The following is a 20762-nucleotide window of genomic DNA, read 5'->3' on the forward strand; positions in this document are numbered from 1 at the left end:
GAAGCGTACAGACAGGACAAGGCGAGACGATCAGGCCAGAGAACTGGCCTGATTAAGACGAAAACTAGCTGGCCTGACGCGTTTCGTGTTCGCGACGGTAGGCTACCAAATCTTCGATGGTGACGACGGGCATGGCGTGTTGTTTCGCGAACGCGATCACTTCCGGCGCATGCGCCATGGAACCGTCGTCGTTGGTCAGTTCACACAGAACGCCTGCGGGCTTGAAGCCTGCCAGCGTCACCAGATCGATAGTGGCTTCAGTGTGGCCACCGCGCGTCAGAACGCCGCCATCATGGGCACGCAGCGGGAAGACGTGACCCGGACGGTTTAAATCTTCAGGTTTTGCGTCATCGGCAATCGCGGCACGGATAGTGGTAATACGATCCTGAGCAGATACGCCGGTGGTTACGCCTTTTGCCGCTTCAATCGTCACGGTGAAACCGGTGCCGTAGGCGCTGGTGTTGTTTTCCACCATCATCGGCAGCGCCAGTTGCTGGCGACGTTCTTCAGTCAGGCACAGACAAACGATACCGCTGCCGTGACGAATGGTTAACGCCATCTGCTCCACGGTCATGGTCTCCGCGGCGAAAATCATGTCACCTTCGTTTTCGCGATTCTCATCGTCGAGAACCATAACACCACGGCCTTCGCGTAAGGCTGCGATAGCACGTTCTACACGCTGTTTCGGCGTGCCAAATTCAGAAAGTAGAGTCTGATTCATGGTAATAAAACCTTATAAATGTGTTGGGTTACCAGAATCAGGGCAAGCTTAGGAGTGACGTCGTAAAGACGTAGCAATGACGCAAAACAGACATAATGCCTGACAGATGTCGTTACCCTCTCCCATCCGGACTTTAACCGTCGGCCCCGGAATTACACCGGATCTGCTGACCTTCACCATTACGGCGAAGCGCTCGCGGGCTTTCAGCCTGGGCTGATTTACCGCCGGTGGGGAATTTCGCCCCGCCCTGAGAATAAGCGTTTTAACTATAACGTTTCCCCGTCAGGGCAGCAATCCACAAAGCCATTATTGCTTTAGCTTTTTTTGCGCTATGGATTTCAGGTTTAACCTTTTCAATTCAGGCATTACACTTAAGTGACTCTAGCGTTGGTAAAATGCTGCCACAGCAACCCGTAACCAGGAAATCATCATGATCGACACGAAAAAAATTGAACAAATTGCCCGTCAGGTTCATGACGCGCTGCCGAAGGGAGTTCGTGAATTTGGCGATGATGTTGAAAAGAAAATACGGCAGACTCTGCAGGCCCAGCTGACCCGCATGGATCTGGTCAACCGTGAAGAGTTTGATGTACAGACTCAGGTTTTACTGCGTACGCGGGAAAAACTGGCGGCGCTGGAACAACGTCTGGCCCAGCTGGAAAGCAAAGGAACCGGGACCGCATCGTCTGCACCCGCGGTGCCCACCACGCCAGGCCCGGCACCGGCGATTGTCCCGGCGGCGAACCCTGCGGATAAATCCGGCGAGTGATGCTGGCTGGCGGGAGCGCAGGCTCCCGCCATCACGACTCAGTTGCCGCGAATGGTTTTAATGATATTGGTGGTTGAAATGCCATCTTCAAAGTTCAGCACCCGCACGTCACCGCCATTCGCCCAGACTTCCTTACTGCCTGCAATGTCTTCTGGCTTGTAATCCCCGCCTTTCACCAGTAAATCCGGTAATATGCTGGCGATCAAACGCTGCGGCGTATCTTCTTCAAACAGCACGACCCAGTCTACGGCTTCCAGCGCACCCAGCACGATCATCCGGTTTTCCTGCGGATTCACCGGACGGCTGTCGCCTTTAAGACGTTTCGTCGACGCATCGCTGTTTACCGCCACAATCAGGCGATCGCCCAGTTTACGGGCGTTTGCGAGGTAGGAAACATGACCGGCATGCAGAATGTCGAAGACGCCGTTGGTCATGACCACTTTTTCGCCGCGCTGACGGGCCATAGCGACGGCCTCTTTCAGTTCCGCTTCGGTCATGATGCCAAAACCGCGCTCCGGACGGGCATGAATGGCGTTTTCCAGTTCCACGATGCTGACGGTTGAGGTTCCCAGTTTACCCACCACCACACCGGCTGCCGCGTTGGCCAGGAAACAGGCTTCTTCCAGCGAATCCCCCGCCGCCAGAGCAGCAGCAAGCACACCAATCACCGTATCCCCGGCGCCGGTAACGTCAAACACTTCCTGTGCCTGCGTGGGCAAGTGCAGCGGCGCTTTCCCCGGCTGTAGCAGCGACATGCCATTCTCAGAACGCGTGACCAGCAGCGCGGAAAGGTCGCAATCGGCAATCAGTTTCATGCCGCGTTCAACAATTTCCTGCTCCGTCCTGCATTTACCGACAACAGCTTCAAATTCCGACAGGTTGGGCGTCAGCAGCGTCGCGCCGCGATAGCGGGCAAAATCGGTGCCTTTCGGATCGATCAGGACGGGCACACTGGCTTCACGCGCCAGAGTGATCATCTGCTGAACGCTGTCGAGCGCCCCTTTGCCGTAATCCGACAACACCACCGCGCCACTGCTGGCCAGCGACTGGCGCATTTTTTCGTGCATCGGTGCGGCATCAACCTGCTCAAAACCCTCTTCAAAATCCAGGCGGATAAGCTGCTGGTTGCGGGACAGCACACGCAGTTTGGTGATCGTCGGATGGCTTTTTAACGTGACAAAATCGCAGTCAACACGAACGTCCTTCAGCGTTTTACTCAGGACCTGAGCCGCATCGTCCTCACCGGTCAGCCCGATCAACCGTGAACCGGCACCCAGCGCAGCAATATTCATCGCCACGTTAGCGGCGCCGCCAGGGCGTTCTTCAACGGTCTCCACTTTCACCACCGGCACCGGGGCTTCAGGGGAAATACGGCTGGTAGGGCCATACCAGTAACGATCCAACATGACATCGCCAACGACCAGTACCGAAGCCTGGCCGAACGCGGGCAGAGTAACTTTCATTCCAGACACTCCAGACTGCATTCAAAATAGTGCGCGGATGATAGCACAGTTGCTATCAGCATCACGCCGTGAGAGATTCTGCTGACTGCAACCACCGCTGCCAGCTGGCGTTGACCGACGCTCTTTCCTGCGCAAAGGCATCCGGTTCGACGTGTCCCGGCAGCGCCTGCAGCGCCAGATGGTGCAAGGCATCGCGCAGCGTGACATAGGCATGGGTTAACGCCGCCGCTTCGTCGTCTGCCATTTTTTGATGGTTTGCCATCAGTTCAAAGATCCGCACATTGTCCGACCAGCGCGTTAAGGCAGGCTCTGCTGCGGCATAGCGCAGTACCAGATATTGGGCAATAAACTCGATATCCGTAATGCCGCCTTCGTCGGTTTTGATCTCCCAGCGCCCTTTATGCTTATTGCTCAGATGCGCGCGCATTTTATCACGCATCTCCCTGACCTCGGTTTGCAACGCCACCGGTTCACGGGGCAGGCAGAGAATCGCCCGGCGAATGGCGTTGAAACGTTCGCTCAGGGCGGGCTCACCGAAGACAACCCGGGCACGCACCAGCGCCTGATGTTCCCACGTCCAGGCTTCGTTACGTTGATAGTCATCAAAAGCGTCAAACGTGCTGACCAGCATGCCCGCCGCACCGGAAGGACGCAGGCGCGCATCCACTTCGTACAAAATCCCGGACGAGGTGCGGGTGCTAAACAGGTGCATGATGCGCTGGGCCAGCCGCAGATAAAACTGTCGGCCGTCAATGCTGCGTTCGCCCTGGGTCACCGCGTCCAGCGGGCAGTCGTGCAGAAAAACCAGATCAAGATCGGAGCTGTAACCCAGCTCCCATCCACCCAGCTTGCCATAGCCCAGCACGGTAAAGCCCCGCTCGTGCTCCTGCACCAGATGCGAAGGCCGACCGTAACGCTGCACCATCATATTCCAGGCCTGTTGCACCACCGATTCAATGATGGCTTCGGCCAGCCAGGTTAAGTGATCGCTCACTTTCATCACTGGCAACGTCCCTGCGATGTCGGCTGCCGCGATGCGTAACATCTGCGCCTGTTTAAACTGGCGTAACGCTTCAAGCTGTTGCTCTTCATCGTCGGCGGGAATGCGCATCAGGTACTGGCGCAGTTCATCACGATAGGCATCCGTCGCGGTGGGCTGATACAGCGTGGCGGGATCGAGAAGCTCATCCAGCAGCAGCGGATAATGCGCCAGCTGGCTTGCCACCATCGGCGAGGCTGCACACAGACGGATCAGGTGCCGCAGGGCTCCGTGATATTCCGTCAGCAGCTCCAGATAGGTACTGCGCGTCAGCACGCTGAGCAGCAGCGGTGCCAGCCGGCTAAAGGTGACGGCCGCATCGCTGCGCAGACAGACTTCGCTCAGCAGGCGCGGCATCAGCTGATCCAGTGCCTGACGGCCGCGCGGACCAATAGAACGGCGGCTGATATCCTGACGAAACGCTTCCAGTGCCTGATTGAGCGCCTGACAGTGTTCCGCGTCCAGTTGAGGAACCAGCGGGGCCAGCTCGCTGTCTTCCAGACTGTCCTGCCAGAGCATATTAAAATCGGCCAGCTCCGGTTGATCGCCAACATCCGGCGAATCTTCACCGATCAGCTCGTCAAAGATTGCCCGCACGGCGGCCATGTGCGTATCCAGTTTTGCGCTAAGTTCTGACCAGTCCTGACACTGCATCGCCCAAGCCAGTCGGGCGCGGTGCAGGGCATCTTCCGGCAGCGTTTGCGTTTGTTCATCGGCCAGGCTTTGCAGCAGGTTTTCCAGCCGCCGCAAAAACAGGTAGGCCTCGCGCAGTGCAGCAACCTGCTCCGGTGGCAGTAAGCCCAGGGATTCAATGGCGGAAAGCGTGGGCAGCAAGGCTCTGAGCTGAAGCGAGCGCTCACGTCCACCACGAATCAGTTGAAAGACCTGGACGATAAACTCCGTTTCGCGGATGCCGCCCGCCCCCAGCTTGATGTTATTTTTCAGGCCACGGCGGCGCACTTCACGTGAGATCATCGCCTTCATGTTACGTAACGACTGAATCACGCTGAAATCAATGTAGCGGCGATAGACAAACGGCCGCAGCATCTGCTGCAACTCCTGGCTCCAGCGATCCTGATCATCGCCCATCAGTCGGGCTTTCACCATGGCATAGCGTTCCCAGTCGCGCCCCTGCTCCTGGTAATAATCTTCCAGCGCGGCAAAGCTCATCACCAGCGGCCCACTGTCCCCAAAGGGCCGTAAACGCATATCCACCCGGTAAACAAACCCGTCCGCGGTGGGCTGATCGAGCACCTTGATCAGGCGCTGCCCCATACGGGTAAAAAATTGCGCATTGTCGAGTTCACGCCGACCGCCACGGGTACTGCCGTTCTCGGGCCAGACAAAAATTAAATCGATATCAGAGGAGAAATTCAGCTCGCCGCCGCCCAGTTTTCCCATGCCCAGGATCAGCAGCGGCTGAGGCTCACCCGCGGCATTACAGGGCGTGCCTAACTCACGACAGCAGTCCTGATAAACCCAGTCACGCGCCGCACTGATCAGGACCTCCGCCAGTACACTCAGCTGTTGCAACGTCTGTTCTGTGCTGGCGTGATGCAGGCACTGCATCCAGGCAATGCGCACCAGCATCCGACGCCGAAACAGGCGCAGCACGCGCATCAGACTGGCTTCGCTGTCTGCCGCCGCCATGTCACCACTCAGCCACTGCGCATAGTGCCGCCACTCTTCAGGCTGAGGCGAGCGGTCAGCGATCGCCTGCCACCAGTCCGGGTTCTGCTGCAGGTTGTCGAGCACGAAATCGCTGAAGGCCAGACCGGCAAGTTGCTCTTCCGTAAGAGCAGAACCGGTAAGACCTGACTGTTTGACCGCCCGCTCGGCCTGAGTACGCAATACGGTAGGTAAGGCTGGCAACATGTTCTCTCCCTGATAGCGTGCTGTTAGATTCAGCGCGGCGAGCCGCTGGTTAACCAGAACGGCGGTTGTTTCATTGCCTGCGCGGTTAAGCCGTCTAAGCTGACGTGCTGCTTTTCGTGTATGGCGCGCTGTAGCTGCTGCCACGGGGCCAGCCAGTGCTCTACCGCGTCCGGCGAGTAAGCGCCCGCCAGCAAATGAACGGCCAGTAATTGTCGATAGAGACGCGTGGCTTTGTCCTGATATTCATTCGCCTGATGAATGGTGGCAAAGGTTTCTTTCAGATCGGCATTAATGCGGCCCAGCATGATATCGCCGAAGCGCTTGAAGGAACCTTGCAGCTTGGCTTGCCCCTTCTGATCAATCCACGGCGTCCATTGTGCCTCAGCCAGCCAGTGAGTAAGTGCTAACTGGGTTTCTACGGAGCGAGTAGAGAAGCAGAAGCTGTCTGCATCCACGTCTTCATTCAGCAGCGTTTCTTCCAGCGTCGTCAGCTTCTGACGCAGATCGCTACTGGCCTTACGCGGCACTAACGCACCAAAGAGCGCAAAGGCCTGGCGCAGCACGTCCAGCGCTTCACGTACTGATTCCCGCGCGCGCTTATTGCCCCGTAACCACACTTCTTCATGATATTGCCAGTGCTCCAGGCCAGCGGCCATTGCCGCCACCATGCCAGCTTCCACCGTCGCCTTCGGCCCGGCTTTCAAAAGCGGAAAAGCACGTAATTCACGTGGAAGGTTACCTTTCGCCAGCTGATAGCCGCGTGCCGCTTTGCTCAGGCTGCCCATACGCAGGTCGCCCACGGCAATCAGCTGCTGCGCAAACGCCAGCATATCGCTGCGCTCACCGCTTTTTAACTCCAGTTCGACTTCTGACAGCGCTTCCTGATGCTCACCGGCCGCGACCTCGCCTTTATCGAACGCGATTTCCACTTCGCTCTTACCTGCCGTCACCAGCCAGATTTCACGGTCAAAATGCGTGCTGAACAGCGGGTTCAGGCGCTGCTGCAAGGCCGCGATATCCGTTCCCTCTGGCCAGATGTCGGCGGGCAGACGGCTGATATCCAGCGTAGGTTCCGTCAGGTCAACGTTGTATTCGCCGCGCTGATGTAAACCGCCCAGCGTACTGCCGGCCGTTTTCAGCGTCATTTCGTAGCGCTGGTCCACGCCGCGAATACGTAAGCCCATGTTCCACCGACGTAACTGGTTATCGTCGGTTTCAAAATAGATATTGGTCAGCTGGCGCGCTGCCTGATGCTGATGCGGAAAAGCCGCCAGCTTCTCTGCCAGTTTCCCGGCAGCGTTGGGTTTTGCAATGAACTTAAGCTCAATCTCGATGGTCATATTTTTTTATTCACTACGTCGCTGGCACTTGAGGATATATTCCCTGCCCGTTTAAGGTTATCTTCTGCTGCATCCACTGAGCCGAAGATGCGGGTTTTCAGGCGAAGAGTAATGCACAGAAGCCTTGCTGTCTCTGGTTTCTTTCTGCTTTCGCTCGCCTTTTCGCACTGTTATGAGACCAGGATAGTTCTCATTCAGATTTATGCGAAGCCTCTACAGACTGTGCCGGTAAATTATCTTTATTTTTAAACAAAACGAAATCGAATGAAAAAAATCACACTTGCTGGAATCACTTTGCTGGCCCTCAGCGCCCTTACACCTGCTCATGCCGATCAAAAACGCTATGTTTCTGACGAATTATCCACCTGGGTTCGCAGCGGCCCCGGCGACCAGTTTCGCCTGCTCGGTAAGCTGAACGCGGGTGAACAGGTCGAACTGCTACAAACCAATGACGCCACCAAATATGGCCAGGTGCGCGATGCGGAAGGCCGCACCGTCTGGATTCCCCTGTCGCAGTTGAGTGAAAATCCCAGCCTGCGCACCCGGGTGCCTCAGTTAGAACAACAGGTTAAAGACCTGACGGCTAAGTTAGCGAACATTGACAACAGCTGGAACCAGCGCACGGCCGAGATGCAGAATAAAGTGGCCAGCAGCGACAGCGTCATCAATGGGCTGAAAGAGCAAAATCAGAAGCTGAAGAACGAACTGATCGTGGCCCAGAAGAAGGTCAATGCCGCTAACGTTCAGTTGGATGACAAACAGCGCACGATCATCATGCAGTGGTTTATGTACGGTGGCGGCGTGCTCGGCGTGGGCCTGCTGCTGGGTCTGTTGCTGCCGCATATGGTGCCGCGTCGTAAGAAAAACGATCGCTGGATGAACTAACCTTTTCCACCGCTCGCTGCAAAAGGGGATCGCAAGATGCCCTTTTTGGCCTGTCTGCAATATGTCGAATTTGTGTAACAATAAGGGTTGTGCCCGTCTGAATTCAGGTGCAGGACGCCCGCAGACGCACAGGTCGCTTATTTATCTCTGGAGTGGTGCGTGAAGACGTTTCTTGTTGGCGGTGCGGTACGTGATGCGTTGTTGAAATTGCCGGTTAAAGACAAAGACTGGGTGGTCGTGGGCGCAACGCCAGAAAGCATGCTGGAACAGGGCTATCAGCAGGTGGGCCGCGATTTTCCGGTGTTTCTGCATCCTGACAGCCGCGAAGAATATGCACTGGCGCGCACCGAACGCAAAAACGGCAAAGGCTATACCGGTTTTACCACCTGGTCGGCCCCGGACGTCACCCTGGAGCAGGATTTACAACGCCGCGATCTGACGATCAACGCTATCGCCCGCGATGAAAACGGCACGCTCTATGATCCCTACCATGGGCAACAGGATATTGCTGACCGACTGCTGCGCCACGTTTCAGAAGCCTTTAGTGAAGATCCGCTGCGCGTGCTGCGCGTGGCGCGATTTGCTGCGCGCTTTGCCCACCTTAACTTTCGCATTGCCGATGAAACCCAGGCGCTGATGCGGCAAATGGTCGAGAGCGGCGAGCTGGCCGATCTTACCGCTGAGCGCGTCTGGAAAGAGACCGAAAAAGCGCTGTCCTCGCATAATCCTCAGGTCTATTTTCAGGTGCTGCGTGACTGCGGTGCCCTGAAGGTGCTGTTCCCGGAAATCGATAACCTTTATGGCATCCCCGCCCCCGCCAGATGGCATCCTGAAATTGACACGGGCGTGCATACGCTGATGGCATTGACGCTGTCCGCCGCCTTAAGTGAGGCCATTGATGTACGTTTTGCCACGCTGTTTCACGATGTAGGCAAAGCGTTAACGCCCGTTGAAAAGTGGCCCAGCCATCGCGGTCATGGCCCCGCCGGTGTGCCGCTGGTTGCCGCACTCTGTGAGCGTTTGCGCGTGCCGAATGCCATTCGCGATTTAGCCCTGCTGGTAACCGAATTCCACGACACGATGCACACTATTGAGCAGTTGCCTTCTGAGGCGATTGTGGCGTTATTTGACCGTCTCGACGCCTGGCGTAAGCCTGAACGCGTGCATCAACTGGCGCTGTGTAGCGAAGCCGATGCCCGTGGGCGCGGTGGGCTCGCCAGCATGCCGTATCCACAGGGTGACTATCTGCGACACGCATTTGCGCGGGCGCAGGCCGTGTCATCGAAAGCGGTGGTTGAGGCGGGCTTTAAAGGGAGTGCGGTGCGGGAAGAGCTGACGCGGCGCCGCATCGACGCCGTTGCCGAAGGCAGAGGTTAACGCGGCCAGTGACCTGGCCGCGTTGGGTTTACGTGAACAGCATGTAAACCGCAGCCGCTACGATAAAGCGGTAGACCGCAAACGATACGAAAGAGATGCGTTTGATCAGCTCCAGGAACACTTTGATCGCAATCATCGCGACGACAAAGGCAGTGATAAAACCCACTGCAAACATCGGGAAGTCGGCCATGCTCAGGAAGCCCAGGCTCTTGTACAGATCCAGCCCGGTCGCCCCCATCATCATCGGTACGGCGAGGATAAAGGAGAACTCGGACGCCGCATAGCGACTCACGCCCATCAGCATCCCGCCTGAAATCGTGGCACCTGAACGCGAAAAGCCCGGCCACAGCGCCAGACACTGGAAGCAGCCGATCATAAACGCCTGACGATAGGTAATGTCATCCACGCCAACGGATTTTGGCTGTTTTGGCTTCAGGAATTCCGCCGCTAACAGCAGCAAACCTCCGACCACCAGCGCATACATAACATTTATCGGATTAAACAGCGTTTTAATTTGATCGTGTAAGACCAGCCCTATCACGACAGCAGGAATCATGCCCAGCAGGATATGAATCAGCGTTAAGCGACCGGTTCCTGTCCCTTCGTGTTTGACTTCGCCAAAGTGGATGCCGATCAGGCCAAACAAACGCCGCCAAAACATCACGACTACCGCCAGAATGGAGCCTAGCTGAATCACGACTTCAAAGGTTTCGGCTTTGTCACCCTCAAAGCCAAGCAAATGCCCCACTATAATCATGTGCCCGGTGGAAGAGACCGGTAAAAACTCGGTCAGCCCTTCTACCACGCCCAGGATTGCAGCTACCCACAGCTGATGAATATCTGCCATCAATGTATTTCCTCTGTCCGTTTTAAAACCATGAAAAAGGCGCTAGCAGTCGCGCTATCGCCTTGAATCTTATCTGTCCAGCCTGAATATAACATTAAGCTCGCTTGCCATTGAGTTTGTTATAACGAAACGGCACCTGCTGAGACAGACCATAATTTGGTTTGGTTTCATTGTGATGGCAATCACATCATCATTATTTAGGAATAGTCCCGCGCTCAATTCGCACGCCAACCTGCGCGGCCTGCGCTACAGCGCCCGGTTTTGCTACCTTTATACGCACACCGGGCGAATTGAAACGGTTCATCAACAGATCCGCAATTTCTTCGGCAACGCGTTCGACCAGTGCAAAACGTCCGCCCGTCAGATGTGTCAGGATCGCCTCAGAGACGTCGGCGTAGCTCAGACAATCCTTAACATCGTCACTGGCGGCCGCCTGGCGGTTATCCCAGGCCATTTCGATATCGATCACCAGCTTCTGCTGAATCCCCTGCTCCCAGTCGTAAACGCCAATTGTAGTGAAGACGGTGAGTTGTTCTATAAAGACGATATCCATGACGGTGCTCTCTGTTTTTGGCCAGGCCGGATACCACTTCCGGCAGATTGTGCGTATTATCCATAGTTGACGTGATCAAAACGACCCCAAAGGAAACGGGACGGTGTTATGAGTGCTTTCGCGCTTGGTATGATTATTTTCGCGTATCTGTGTGGGTCCATCTCCAGTGCGATTCTGGTATGCAAACTCGCCGGGCTACCCGATCCCCGCACCCACGGTTCAGGCAACCCGGGTGCCACCAATGTGCTGCGCCTTGGCGGCAAAGCGGCGGCAGCAACGGTGCTGGTATTCGATATTCTGAAAGGTATGGTGCCTGTCTGGCTGGCGTACCTGCTTCACGTGCCCCCGCTCTACCTGGGCTTAACCGCTATTGCCGCCTGTCTGGGCCATATTTATCCGGTGTTTTTCCGCTTCAGAGGCGGGAAAGGCGTGGCGACCGCGTTTGGTGCTATCGCGCCTATCGGCTGGGATCTGACCGGGCTGATGACCGGCACCTGGCTGTTGACCGTGCTGCTCAGCGGTTACTCATCGCTTGGGGCGATTGTCAGCGCCCTGATTGCGCCGTTCTATGTCTGGTGGTTTAAACCGCAGTTTACGTTCCCGGTTTCCATGCTCTCCTGCCTGATTTTGCTGCGGCATCATGACAACATCCAACGTCTGTGGCGTCGTCAGGAAAGTAAAATCTGGAAGCGCAAAAAGAAACAGTAAGCGTAAAAAAAGCCGGTTAACCGGCTTTTTTCTGTCAGATGGCAGGCAGTTCGGCCAGCGGCCAGCGCGGTCTGACGCTTACGCCCAGCTCTCCCCGCGTACCGCCTTTCAGACGCACCATGCCCGCGTAGGCAATCATGGCACCGTTATCGGTGCAAAATTCAGGACGGGCATAAAACACCTCACCACCGCGCTTCTGCATCATGACCGCCATTTGCTCGCGCAGCGTACGGTTGGCACTCACGCCGCCCGCAATCACCAGCCGCTTAAAGCCGGTTTCATCCAGGGCGCGTTTGCATTTGATGGCCAGCGTATCCACCACCGCATCTTCAAACGCACGGGCGATGTCGGCACGGGTTTGCGCGTCATCGTCATGGCCACGAATGGTATTCGCCGCAAAGGTCTTCAGGCCCGAGAAACTGAAATCCAGCCCCGGACGATCGGTCATCGGACGCGGGAACGTGAAGCGTCCAGCCGTGCCCTGCTGCGCCATTTTCGACAGCATGGGACCGCCGGGATAATCCAGCCCCAGCAATTTGGCGGTTTTATCGAAGGCTTCGCCTGCGGCATCGTCAATTGACTCGCCCAGCAGTACATATTCACCAATGCCGGTAACGCTGATCAGCTGCGTGTGGCCGCCAGAAACCAGCAAGGCCACAAACGGGAAGGCGGGTGGATTGTCTTCCAGCATCGGCGCCAGCAGATGGCCTTCCATATGATGCACGGGTACCGCAGGCACCTTCCACGCAAAGGCCAGCGCGCGCCCAATCGTCGCGCCCACCAGCAACGCGCCGACCAGGCCCGGCCCCGCCGTATAGGCCACCGCATCAATCTGCTGCGGCGCTAAATCCGCCTGTTTCAGCGCCGCCTGAATCAGGGGCACCGTTTTACGTACGTGATCGCGCGAAGCCAGTTCCGGTACCACGCCGCCGTAATCGGCATGCAGTTTTACCTGGCTGTAGAGCTGGTTCGCGACTAAGCCAGCCTCGTCATCATAGATTGCGATGCCGGTTTCATCGCACGATGTTTCAATACCCAGAATTCGCATTGCTTCACCTCATTCTTGCGGCGCGCAGTTTAGCATAGCCACTATGCAAAAAGAGGACTCAATCCACGCAAAAAGTCATTTTCTGCTGCCTAAAGAGTGCGCTATACTCCCGCCCCTGGAAAAAACCGGCAGCCGCACAGGCACACGCTCCTGTTGGTTCTTAATTATCCATGGTGCTTTACAAGCCGACGCGAGTTGGAGTAAAATGCTGCACCATTTTGAAATGTGCTGGCGCCGCAGTCAGCAGAAAAACCGAATTTTATTGAGGTGAGAGTTACATGCCGGTAATTAAAGTACGTGAAAACGAGCCGTTCGACGTAGCACTGCGTCGCTTTAAGCGTTCTTGCGAGAAAGCAGGCGTTCTGGCTGAAGTTCGTCGTCGTGAGTTTTATGAAAAACCAACGACCGAGCGTAAGCGCGCTAAAGCATCTGCAGTTAAGCGTCATGCCAAAAAACTGGCTCGCGAAAACGCACGCCGCACTCGTCTGTACTAATATCCCGGAGGTTCGCCTCCACAGCGTGATAAACGCAGACCGAGTCAAGTAAAAGGCCGTGCTTTCCGAAAGGAAGCGCGGCTTGTTGTCGTTTATGAGCTGAAAAAACGGGGCTTATGGCAGGACGAATTCCACGCGTATTTATCAATGACTTACTTGCCCGCACGGACATCGTGGAGTTGATCGATGCTCGCGTAAAGCTGAAAAAGCAGGGAAAGAATTATCATGCGTGCTGTCCTTTTCATAATGAGAAAACCCCCTCTTTTACCGTAAATGGCGAAAAACAGTTCTATCACTGTTTTGGTTGTGGTGCGCACGGTAATGCCATCGACTTTCTGATGAACTACGATCGTCTGGAGTTTGTTGAAAGTATCGAAGAGTTAGCCACTTCTCACGGGTTAGATGTCCCTTACGAAGCGGGTAACGGGCCCAGCCCGATGGAACGCCATCAGCGCCAGAGCCTGTACCAGCTGATGGACAACCTTAACGGTTTTTATCAGCAGAGTTTGCAGCAATCCAGTGCCCAGTCAGCGCGCGATTATCTTCAACATCGCGGCCTGAGCGCCGATATCATTAATCATTTCGCGATAGGTTATGCCCCCGCCGGTTGGGACAATGTTCTCAAACGCTTTGGTAAGCAGCCGGAAGATCGCGAGTCGTTAATGGAAGCGGGCATGCTGGTCAGTAATGACAAAGGCCGGGTTTACGATCGCTTTCGCGAGCGCGTGATGTTTCCCATCCGCGATAAGCGAGGCCGCGTTATCGGCTTTGGCGGCCGCGTGCTGGGTAATGATACGCCGAAGTATCTTAACTCGCCCGAAACGCCTGTTTTTCATAAAGGTCGTCAGCTGTATGGCCTGTATGAAGCCTTAAAAAATCATCCTGAACCGAAACGCCTGTTAGTGGTGGAAGGCTATATGGATGTCGTTGCCCTGGCGCAATACGGCGTGGACTACGCGGTTGCCTCACTGGGTACATCGACCACGGCTGAACATATTCAGTTGCTGTTTCGCAGTACGGATAACGTAATTTGCTGTTACGACGGCGATCGCGCCGGACGTGAAGCCGCTTGGCGAGCGCTTGAAACCGCATTGCCTTACATGAATGACGGTCGTCAACTACGCTTTATGTTTTTACCTGACGGCGAAGACCCGGATACGTTGGTTCGCAAAGAAGGTAAAGCCGCATTCGAAGCGAGGATGGAGCAGGCTATGCCGCTCTCTTCGTTTTTGTTCGACAGCCTGTTGCCGCAGGTCGATTTAAGCTCTCGTGACGGCAAAGCGCGTTTAAGTACACTGGCATTGCCACTGATCACGCAGATTCCCGGTGAAACGTTACGCATTTATCTGCGTCAGGAGCTGGGAAACAAACTCGGTATTCTGGATGATGCGCAGCTTGAAAAGCTGATGCCTAAACAGGCACAGGGCGCAAGCGCACCGGTTGCTCCGCCGCTGAAACGCACCACAATGCGCGTTCTGGTGGCGTTGCTGATTCAGAATCCACAACTGGCAAGTCTGGTCCCTGCACTGGATGGGCTGGCCGAGTCAAAAATAGCCGGGTTACCGCTATTTATTGAATTAGTGAAGCGCTGTAACGAGAATCCTGGATTGACCACCGGTCAGCTACTAGAGTTATATCGCGGAACAAATTTTAGCCAAACGCTTGAAACACTGGCCGTGTGGAACCACATGATAGTGGATGAAGAGAGCGAAGCGGTGTTCCAGGATTCCCTGGCCAGTATTTATGACGCGGCTCTGGAAGAACGACTGGAGTTCCTGATTGCGCGAGAACGCACCCATGGACTCAGCACCGATGAACGTCGCGAGCTCTGGACCCTGAGCCAGGCCTTCGCGAAAAAGTAACAGGTTACCCTACCTGCTGCTGTCCGTAACCGGAGCGGCAGGTTTAGTTATTCAGGGCGAAGCAGGTTTTGCCGCGGTAAGCGAACCGTTACCTCCGCTATGTGAGGATGACGATTACCGCCAGTGGCAAAAATGTTGTGAAAGCCAGCTTCCGTCCTCGGGCTATTGGCGTTGAAGCAGGTTTTGTCGCTGAAAGCGCGCAGTCACCGGAGCATACTAATGTACGTGAGGATGACGAGCACTGTCAGAGGCAAAATGGCGAGTAAGCCAGCTTCCGCCCTCGGGCTATTGGCGTTGAAGCAGGTTTTGTCGCTGAAAGCGCGCAGTCACCGGAGCGTACTGATGTACGTGAGGATGACGAGCACTGTCAGAGGCAAAAATGGCGAGTAATCCAGCTTCCGCCCTCGGGCCGTCGGCGTCGAAGCAGGTTTTGTCGCTGAAAGCGCGCAGTCACCGGAGCGTACTGATGTACGTGAGGATGACGAGCACTGTCAGAGGCAAAAATGGCGAGTAAGCCAGGCCCGACATAAAATTTGCGGCTTAAGTGCCGATTACTAATGGGCAAAGCCCAGGCCGCGACGAAGGCAGCGGCGAGAACGAAATGCCTTCAATGTTATTGTTGGCTCGCTGCCGACCGACACCAATCTAATTAACAGAAGTGTGGATACCGTCTTATGGAGCAAAACCCGCAGTCACAGCTCAAGCTTCTTGTCACCCGTGGTAAGGAGCAAGGCTATCTGACCTATGCTGAGGTCAATGACCATCTGCCGGAAGATATCGTCGACTCCGATCAGATCGAAGACATCATCCAGATGATTAACGACATGGGCATCCAGGTGGTTGAAGAAGCCCCGGACGCCGACGATCTGATGCTGAATGAAAACAGCTCCGATACTGACGAAGATGCCGCGGAAGCTGCCGCTCAGGTATTATCCAGCGTTGAATCTGAAATTGGCCGCACCACCGACCCGGTTCGCATGTACATGCGTGAAATGGGTACCGTTGAACTGCTGACCCGCGAAGGCGAAATCGACATCGCGAAGCGTATTGAAGACGGTATCAACCAGGTTCAGTGTTCCGTTGCTGAATATCCGGAAGCCATTACCTACCTGCTGGATCAGTACGATCGTGTTGAAGCCGGTGAGTCGCGACTGTCAGACCTTATCACTGGCTTTGTCGATCCTAACGCAGAAGAAGACCTCGCACCGACCGCCACCCACGTCGGTTCTGAGTTGTCCGAAGAAGATCGTAATGACGACGACGATGACGACGAAGAGAGCGACGACGACAGCTCTGACGACGATAACTCTATCGACCCGGAACTGGCGCGCGAGAAGTTCTCTGACCTGCGTACGCAATACGAAACAACGCGCGATGTGATCAAGAGCAAAGGACGCAGTCATGCGGCCTCTGTCGCTGAGATCCAGAACCTGTCGGACGTCTTCAAACAGTTCCGCCTGGTACCGAAGCAGTTCGACTATCTGGTGAACAACATGCGCGAAATGATGGAACGTGTCCGTACCCAGGAGCGTTTGATCATGAAGCTGTGTATTGAAGTGTGCAAAATGCCGAAGAAAAACTTCATTACGCTGTTCACCGGTAACGAGACCAACGAGAGCTGGTTCAAAGCCGCACTGGCGATGAACAAGCCATGGTCTGAAAAACTGCTGGACGTGCAGGATGACGTGATGCGTTCGCTGCAGAAGCTGGCACAGATTGAAGAAGAAACCGGCCTGACCATCGAGCAGGTGAAAGACATCAACCGTCGTATGTCGATCGGTGAAGCGAAAGCCCGCCGCGCGAAGAAAGAGATGGTTGAAGCTAACCTGCGTCTGGTGATTTCAATCGCCAAGAAATACACCAACCGTGGTCTGCAGTTCCTGGATCTGATTCAGGAAGGTAACATCGGTCTGATGAAAGCGGTTGATAAGTTTGAATACCGTCGCGGCTACAAGTTCTCGACCTACGCCACATGGTGGATTCGTCAGGCGATTACCCGTTCTATCGCTGACCAGGCGCGTACCATCCGTATTCCGGTGCATATGATTGAGACCATTAACAAACTCAACCGTATTTCGCGCCAGATGCTGCAGGAGATGGGCCGTGAGCCGACGCCAGAAGAACTGGCTGAACGTATGCTGATGCCAGAAGATAAGATTCGCAAGGTGCTGAAGATTGCCAAAGAGCCTATCTCTATGGAGACGCCGATTGGTGATGATGAAGATTCACATCTGGGTGATTTTATCGAAGACACCACGCTGGAGCTGCCGCTGGACTCTGCGACCTCTGAGAGCCTGCGTTCTGCGACCCACGACGTGCTGGCTGGCCTGACCGCGCGTGAAGCCAAAGTGCTGCGCATGCGTTTCGGTATCGATATGAACACCGACCACACGTTAGAAGAAGTGGGCAAACAGTTTGACGTTACCCGTGAGCGTATTCGTCAGATTGAAGCGAAAGCCCTGCGTAAACTGCGCCACCCGAGCCGCTCGGAAGTGCTGCGTAGCTTCCTCGACGACTAAGTCCGTTAAAACCCCGGTTCGCCGGGGTTTTTTATGTCTGCTGCCCTGCCCTTTTCCCGCAAACCGCCACCATTAACGCCGCTGCTGTAACGCCTCGTACATCTGGCGATATAGCGCCACCATCTCTTCCAGTGAGGCCCGGTTTAATCCGCTGGGATTCGGCAACACCCACACCTGGGTTTTCCCCATGTAGATCGGCTGCTCGCCCCATTGCACTTTGCTCTGACGAAACGCGCGTTTAAAGGCATCTTTGCCCAGGATAGCCAGCGCGGCAGGCTGATAGCATAGAACCTTGTCCATCAGCCGCTGACCGCCATCACGTAGCTCATCACTGGCCAGTTCATTTGCCTGGATGGTCGGGCGCTCGACCAGCATCGTAATACCACAGCCGGTCTCCAGTAAGCGCTGCTCCTCTTCCGGCTTCAGTTGCTGCCCCGTAAACCCTGCCAGGTGAATCACCTTCCAGAAGCGATTGCCGGGATGGGCAAAATGATAGCCGGTGTGCGCGGTCGACTGACCGGGATTGATGCCGCAGAAGAGGACGTTCAGGTCCGGTGCAATGATATCGGTGATGTTGTGTTCGCTCATGAGGCCTCCTGGCTTTGCGCTGCGTCCTGGCCGCTCACGCAAAGAATCCGTATTCGTCATAATCTTGCCAGTGGTTAACGCTTATTTGCGGAGCAATGTCGTGATCGCGGCTGTCTTTCCTACTGTTAAGCCCAATAAGACAATCGCGCTTCACCGCACATGCGACGACGCTGCGTATCAGCGTAGCGTTTTTGGCGGTTTTATCATAGTTATCAGCAAGTAAAACATTGCTGCTTATTTCAGCAACCAGCCGAACAACGCTGGATTGCCCCGAACAGATACTTTATAATCCCCGCTCCATTGGCCCCTTAGCTCAGTGGTTAGAGCAGGCGACTCATAATCGCTTGGTCGCTGGTTCAAACCCAGCAGGGGCCACCAGATTTAGTCATGAAAATCATGCAGTTAAGCCACCTGTCAAGGGTGGCTTTTTTGTTGGCTGTAGTCTCGATGGCAGCAAAATGGCAGCAGACTTTTTTTGCATATTTCAATGTTCATCAACTTTTCTCTTGCGAGGGGCAAAAAAAACCCGCTAAGCGGGCATTTTTTACATCCATAAGACTTGCTGAGAACCTCGATCAGGGTGGGGCGGGACGCTAGCCACTTTTCCTGGTGTCATGATTATGTCAGTCACAGTTTCATGTGATTTAAAGGTACAACTGCAGTTAATGTTCTGGCACTGGTTATACCGCTCTTTAGTATTCTTAGATACCTGAAAGCTACTTCTCGTGTGTGCGGCATTACCACACATAGGACAATTCATCATCGCTTAAGCCCCATCGCATTTTTAATCAATTATACACAAACATTTGTTTTGAGATACATCTCACTCCATTTGCAATGAATCAATTTTCACTTCCAGCTCTATGCTGGTCGTGTAGCCGCTGTCGGCGCTCAGGCTGTGCGTCAGCGTGGTAATGATCCATTCGCCGTCATCAATCTGCTTTTTAAACCCCGTCACCTTTACCGGCATTTCGGTGTAAAGCTCAGCACGCCCGCGTGCCAGCTGGATCGAGAAGGTTGCTACGCCACGCTGCAGCCGTTCCCACTGCATTTTTGCTGCCCGCTCTGCGTTTGAACGGTTGGCATAGGTGCGGCTCAGCACCAGTACGTTTTCGTCGGTGCCGACGAGATAATCACCCTGTTTCGCTTCCGGCTCTTTTTTCTTCGCCGTGGTTTTGCGGCGTCGCTTTACCTTTGTTTCCGGCTTTTTCGCGGGCTCACGCGTGTGCAGCCAGCTGGCTATCACGCCGGTGTAAGCGTCACGGTCAGCCAGGGTAAAGCGGTGATTGTCGCCATCGCGGCGCTGAATGGTGATGACCGGCAGCGCCTTGCCGCTGGCATTTTTGCCTTGTCCCTGCCGGATAAACAGCAGCTTGCCATCTTTGACGCAGGCCAGCGCACCGCACTGGCGGGCCACGCGCATCAGAAAACTGGCGTCGGATTCGTTGGTCTGGTCGATATGGTCGATTGCCATTTTCTCAACGTCTGCGCCCAGCGCTAAATCCAGCTTGTGCTTTTCCGCAATCGCTTTGGTAATTTCGCCAACCGTGGTTTTGTGCCACGACTTTTCGCGTTTGGTATTCAGCGTCTGGCGGAAATCGGCGCTGCGGGCGCGAAGCGTCAGCCGGTCGGGCGTTCCGCTGTGCTCAATCTCATCAACCGTATAACTGCCCTTGATGATAAGCGGCTCCCCCTCCCAGCCCAGAGCCAGCTTTAACACGACGCCCCGGCGCGGCAGCTGCAGCAGGCCGTCCGCGTCGTCCAGCTCAATATCAAGCTGGTCAGCCTCAAAGCCCCGGTTATCGGTCAGCGTCAGGCTGATGAGCCGCTTTTGTATGGTCTGCGTGACGTCCTCCCCCTCCATCGTCAGCCGAAACGCCGGGGCGCTGGCCGCCCCTTTTACCCAGCTTTCTGCCTGCATCATCAGAAAAGCCCTCCCGCTGCTGCAGTAACTTTACCGGCCACGCCTGCCGCCGCGCTTTTCATGGCGTCAAGCTGGCCGCTCAGGCTGCCGAACATTTCGCCCAGCGATTCATCAGCACGCTTAAGCGTGAGCGTGAACTCAATACGCCTGCACGCGCCGTTACTGAAAAACTCGGCTTTGGTCTGGCTCAGGCTCTCAATCACAAACATGCCGTAAATAGTGCCGCTGCCCTCAATCAGCGGCCACGCGCGCCCCAGCTCCGCGATTTGCTCCAGGGCATAAAGCGATAATCTGCCGCCGGTCAGCTCCGGCAGCAGCACGCCGGAAAGCGTCAGCGTGTCGGTGTCCGGCCCGGCAAACTGCAGCGCCGGGCGAAAGCCCATGCGGCTGTTGGACGGAAACCGCCAGCTGCGCTGCAGCTGCAACTCCTGATAAGGCACCGTTTCCAGCATGAAAACGAACAGCCCCAGCGTCATCATCATTCGTCAAATCCCCCCTGATCACGGTAAGAACTCCGCGCGTGGGCTTTTGCCCGGCGCTCTCTTGCATCCAGCTGCCGCATCACCTCTGCCACCACGTCCTGCGCGCTCTGGCCCGGTTGCTGATGAATGGTAATGGGCGCGTGAATGGTGACAGGCGCGGCAGTTATGGCGCTTTGCTTTGTGACCTTTTCCTGCACATAGCTGCCAGCGGGCAGGCTCATGGGATGAAGCGGGCGCGCAGCGGCAGGTGCAGCAGCCATACCCATCG

General features: G+C 55.5%; 19 protein-coding genes, 1 tRNA gene and 1 riboswitch. Of the genes, 8 read left to right on the top strand and 12 right to left on the bottom strand.

Annotated elements, in window-relative coordinates; all coding sequences use genetic code 11:
- Positions 1 to 64 precede the first annotated feature (64 nt).
- Positions 65 to 721 carry a 3,4-dihydroxy-2-butanone-4-phosphate synthase gene (gene ribB, locus RAC90_RS08740; RefSeq protein WP_006118197.1) on the bottom strand — a complete coding sequence of 219 codons (657 nt, stop codon included), beginning with the start codon at positions 719 to 721 and terminating at the stop codon, positions 65 to 67.
- A gap of 110 nt (positions 722 to 831) precedes the next feature.
- Positions 832 to 980, bottom strand: a riboswitch (FMN riboswitch).
- A 171-nt stretch (positions 981 to 1151) separates the two neighbouring features.
- Here ribB and RAC90_RS08745 point away from each other — a divergent pair.
- Complete coding sequence (locus RAC90_RS08745) at positions 1152 to 1490, top strand: accessory factor UbiK family protein (RefSeq protein WP_006118198.1); 339 nt, start codon at positions 1152 to 1154, stop codon at positions 1488 to 1490.
- Positions 1491 to 1528: 38 nt separating this feature from the next.
- Here the strand turns inward: RAC90_RS08745 and hldE are convergent, their stop codons facing one another.
- From hldE to RAC90_RS08760, 3 genes are all read right to left on the bottom strand, one after another.
- On the bottom strand, positions 1529 to 2953 hold the full coding sequence (hldE, locus tag RAC90_RS08750; protein ID WP_033739825.1) for a bifunctional D-glycero-beta-D-manno-heptose-7-phosphate kinase/D-glycero-beta-D-manno-heptose 1-phosphate adenylyltransferase HldE: 1425 nt from the start codon (positions 2951 to 2953) through the stop codon (positions 1529 to 1531).
- A 61-nt stretch (positions 2954 to 3014) separates the two neighbouring features.
- Positions 3015 to 5867: a bifunctional [glutamate--ammonia ligase]-adenylyl-L-tyrosine phosphorylase/[glutamate--ammonia-ligase] adenylyltransferase gene (gene glnE / locus RAC90_RS08755; RefSeq protein ID WP_375124239.1), complete on the bottom strand. Its 2853-nt coding sequence runs from the start codon at positions 5865 to 5867 to the stop codon at positions 3015 to 3017.
- Positions 5868 to 5896: 29 nt separating this feature from the next.
- On the bottom strand, positions 5897 to 7207 hold the full coding sequence (locus RAC90_RS08760) for an inorganic triphosphatase (RefSeq protein ID WP_375124240.1): 1311 nt from the start codon (positions 7205 to 7207) through the stop codon (positions 5897 to 5899).
- Between the two features lie 264 nt (positions 7208 to 7471).
- Between RAC90_RS08760 and RAC90_RS08765 the strand changes: the two genes are divergently transcribed.
- Positions 7472 to 8092, top strand: coding sequence for a TIGR04211 family SH3 domain-containing protein (locus tag RAC90_RS08765; protein WP_006118202.1), 621 nt, complete (start codon positions 7472 to 7474; stop codon positions 8090 to 8092).
- Between the two features lie 159 nt (positions 8093 to 8251).
- Entirely contained in the window at positions 8252 to 9469 is a 1218-nt protein-coding gene (locus RAC90_RS08770) for a multifunctional CCA addition/repair protein (RefSeq protein WP_375124241.1), read from the top strand.
- A gap of 28 nt (positions 9470 to 9497) precedes the next feature.
- Here RAC90_RS08770 and bacA read toward each other — a convergent pair whose 3' ends face one another.
- Both bacA and folB read right to left on the bottom strand, forming a co-directional pair.
- On the bottom strand, positions 9498 to 10316 hold the full coding sequence (gene bacA / locus RAC90_RS08775; protein ID WP_054633121.1) for an undecaprenyl-diphosphate phosphatase: 819 nt from the start codon (positions 10314 to 10316) through the stop codon (positions 9498 to 9500).
- A gap of 193 nt (positions 10317 to 10509) precedes the next feature.
- Positions 10510 to 10869: a bifunctional dihydroneopterin aldolase/7,8-dihydroneopterin epimerase gene (gene folB, locus RAC90_RS08780; RefSeq protein WP_006118205.1), complete on the bottom strand. Its 360-nt coding sequence runs from the start codon at positions 10867 to 10869 to the stop codon at positions 10510 to 10512.
- A gap of 108 nt (positions 10870 to 10977) precedes the next feature.
- Between folB and plsY the strand changes: the two genes are divergently transcribed.
- Positions 10978 to 11577: a glycerol-3-phosphate 1-O-acyltransferase PlsY gene (gene plsY / locus RAC90_RS08785; RefSeq protein WP_006118206.1), complete on the top strand. Its 600-nt coding sequence runs from the start codon at positions 10978 to 10980 to the stop codon at positions 11575 to 11577.
- A gap of 34 nt (positions 11578 to 11611) precedes the next feature.
- Here the strand turns inward: plsY and tsaD are convergent, their stop codons facing one another.
- Positions 11612 to 12625 carry a tRNA (adenosine(37)-N6)-threonylcarbamoyltransferase complex transferase subunit TsaD gene (tsaD, locus tag RAC90_RS08790; protein WP_006118207.1) on the bottom strand — a complete coding sequence of 338 codons (1014 nt, stop codon included), beginning with the start codon at positions 12623 to 12625 and terminating at the stop codon, positions 11612 to 11614.
- A gap of 278 nt (positions 12626 to 12903) precedes the next feature.
- Here tsaD and rpsU point away from each other — a divergent pair, with 278 nt between their 5' ends.
- From rpsU to rpoD, 3 genes are all read left to right on the top strand, one after another.
- Complete coding sequence (gene rpsU / locus RAC90_RS08795; RefSeq protein ID WP_001144069.1) at positions 12904 to 13119, top strand: 30S ribosomal protein S21; 216 nt, start codon at positions 12904 to 12906, stop codon at positions 13117 to 13119.
- Positions 13120 to 13235: 116 nt separating this feature from the next.
- Complete coding sequence (dnaG, locus tag RAC90_RS08800; RefSeq protein WP_033739835.1) at positions 13236 to 14981, top strand: DNA primase; 1746 nt, start codon at positions 13236 to 13238, stop codon at positions 14979 to 14981.
- 674 nt (positions 14982 to 15655) lie between these two features.
- Positions 15656 to 17500 carry an RNA polymerase sigma factor RpoD gene (rpoD, locus tag RAC90_RS08805; RefSeq protein WP_028723590.1) on the top strand — a complete coding sequence of 615 codons (1845 nt, stop codon included), beginning with the start codon at positions 15656 to 15658 and terminating at the stop codon, positions 17498 to 17500.
- A 72-nt stretch (positions 17501 to 17572) separates the two neighbouring features.
- On the opposite strand, the gene mug is transcribed toward rpoD, so the two are convergent.
- The gene (gene mug, locus RAC90_RS08810) at positions 17573 to 18088 is read right to left on the bottom strand and encodes a G/U mismatch-specific DNA glycosylase (protein WP_375124242.1); all 516 of its coding nucleotides are present in this window, start codon (positions 18086 to 18088) and stop codon (positions 17573 to 17575) included.
- Between the two features lie 302 nt (positions 18089 to 18390).
- On the opposite strand from mug, the gene RAC90_RS08815 reads away from it, so the two are divergent.
- Positions 18391 to 18466: transfer RNA gene (locus RAC90_RS08815), tRNA-Ile, on the top strand.
- Positions 18467 to 18632: 166 nt separating this feature from the next.
- Here the strand turns inward: RAC90_RS08815 and RAC90_RS08820 are convergent.
- The 4 genes from RAC90_RS08820 to RAC90_RS08835 form a co-directional block, all read right to left on the bottom strand.
- A complete protein-coding gene (locus RAC90_RS08820) occupies positions 18633 to 18851 on the bottom strand; it encodes an ogr/Delta-like zinc finger family protein (protein WP_014605020.1) in 219 nt (72 codons plus the stop codon).
- Between the two features lie 60 nt (positions 18852 to 18911).
- Complete coding sequence (locus RAC90_RS08825) at positions 18912 to 20012, bottom strand: phage late control D family protein (protein WP_375096976.1); 1101 nt, start codon at positions 20010 to 20012, stop codon at positions 18912 to 18914.
- Positions 20012 to 20494: a phage tail protein gene (locus RAC90_RS08830; protein ID WP_375096977.1), complete on the bottom strand. Its 483-nt coding sequence runs from the start codon at positions 20492 to 20494 to the stop codon at positions 20012 to 20014. Before RAC90_RS08830 ends, RAC90_RS08825 begins: the two co-directional genes overlap by 1 nt.
- Positions 20491 to 20762: hypothetical protein (locus tag RAC90_RS08835; protein ID WP_375124243.1), on the bottom strand; the 272-nt coding region annotated here is incomplete at its 5' end. The genes RAC90_RS08830 and RAC90_RS08835, both read right to left, overlap by 4 nt.

It is taken from the genome of Pantoea sp. CS_6 (assembly GCF_041954745.1).
In the GTDB taxonomy this organism is placed as follows: Bacteria; Pseudomonadota; Gammaproteobacteria; order Enterobacterales; family Enterobacteriaceae; genus Pantoea; species Pantoea stewartii.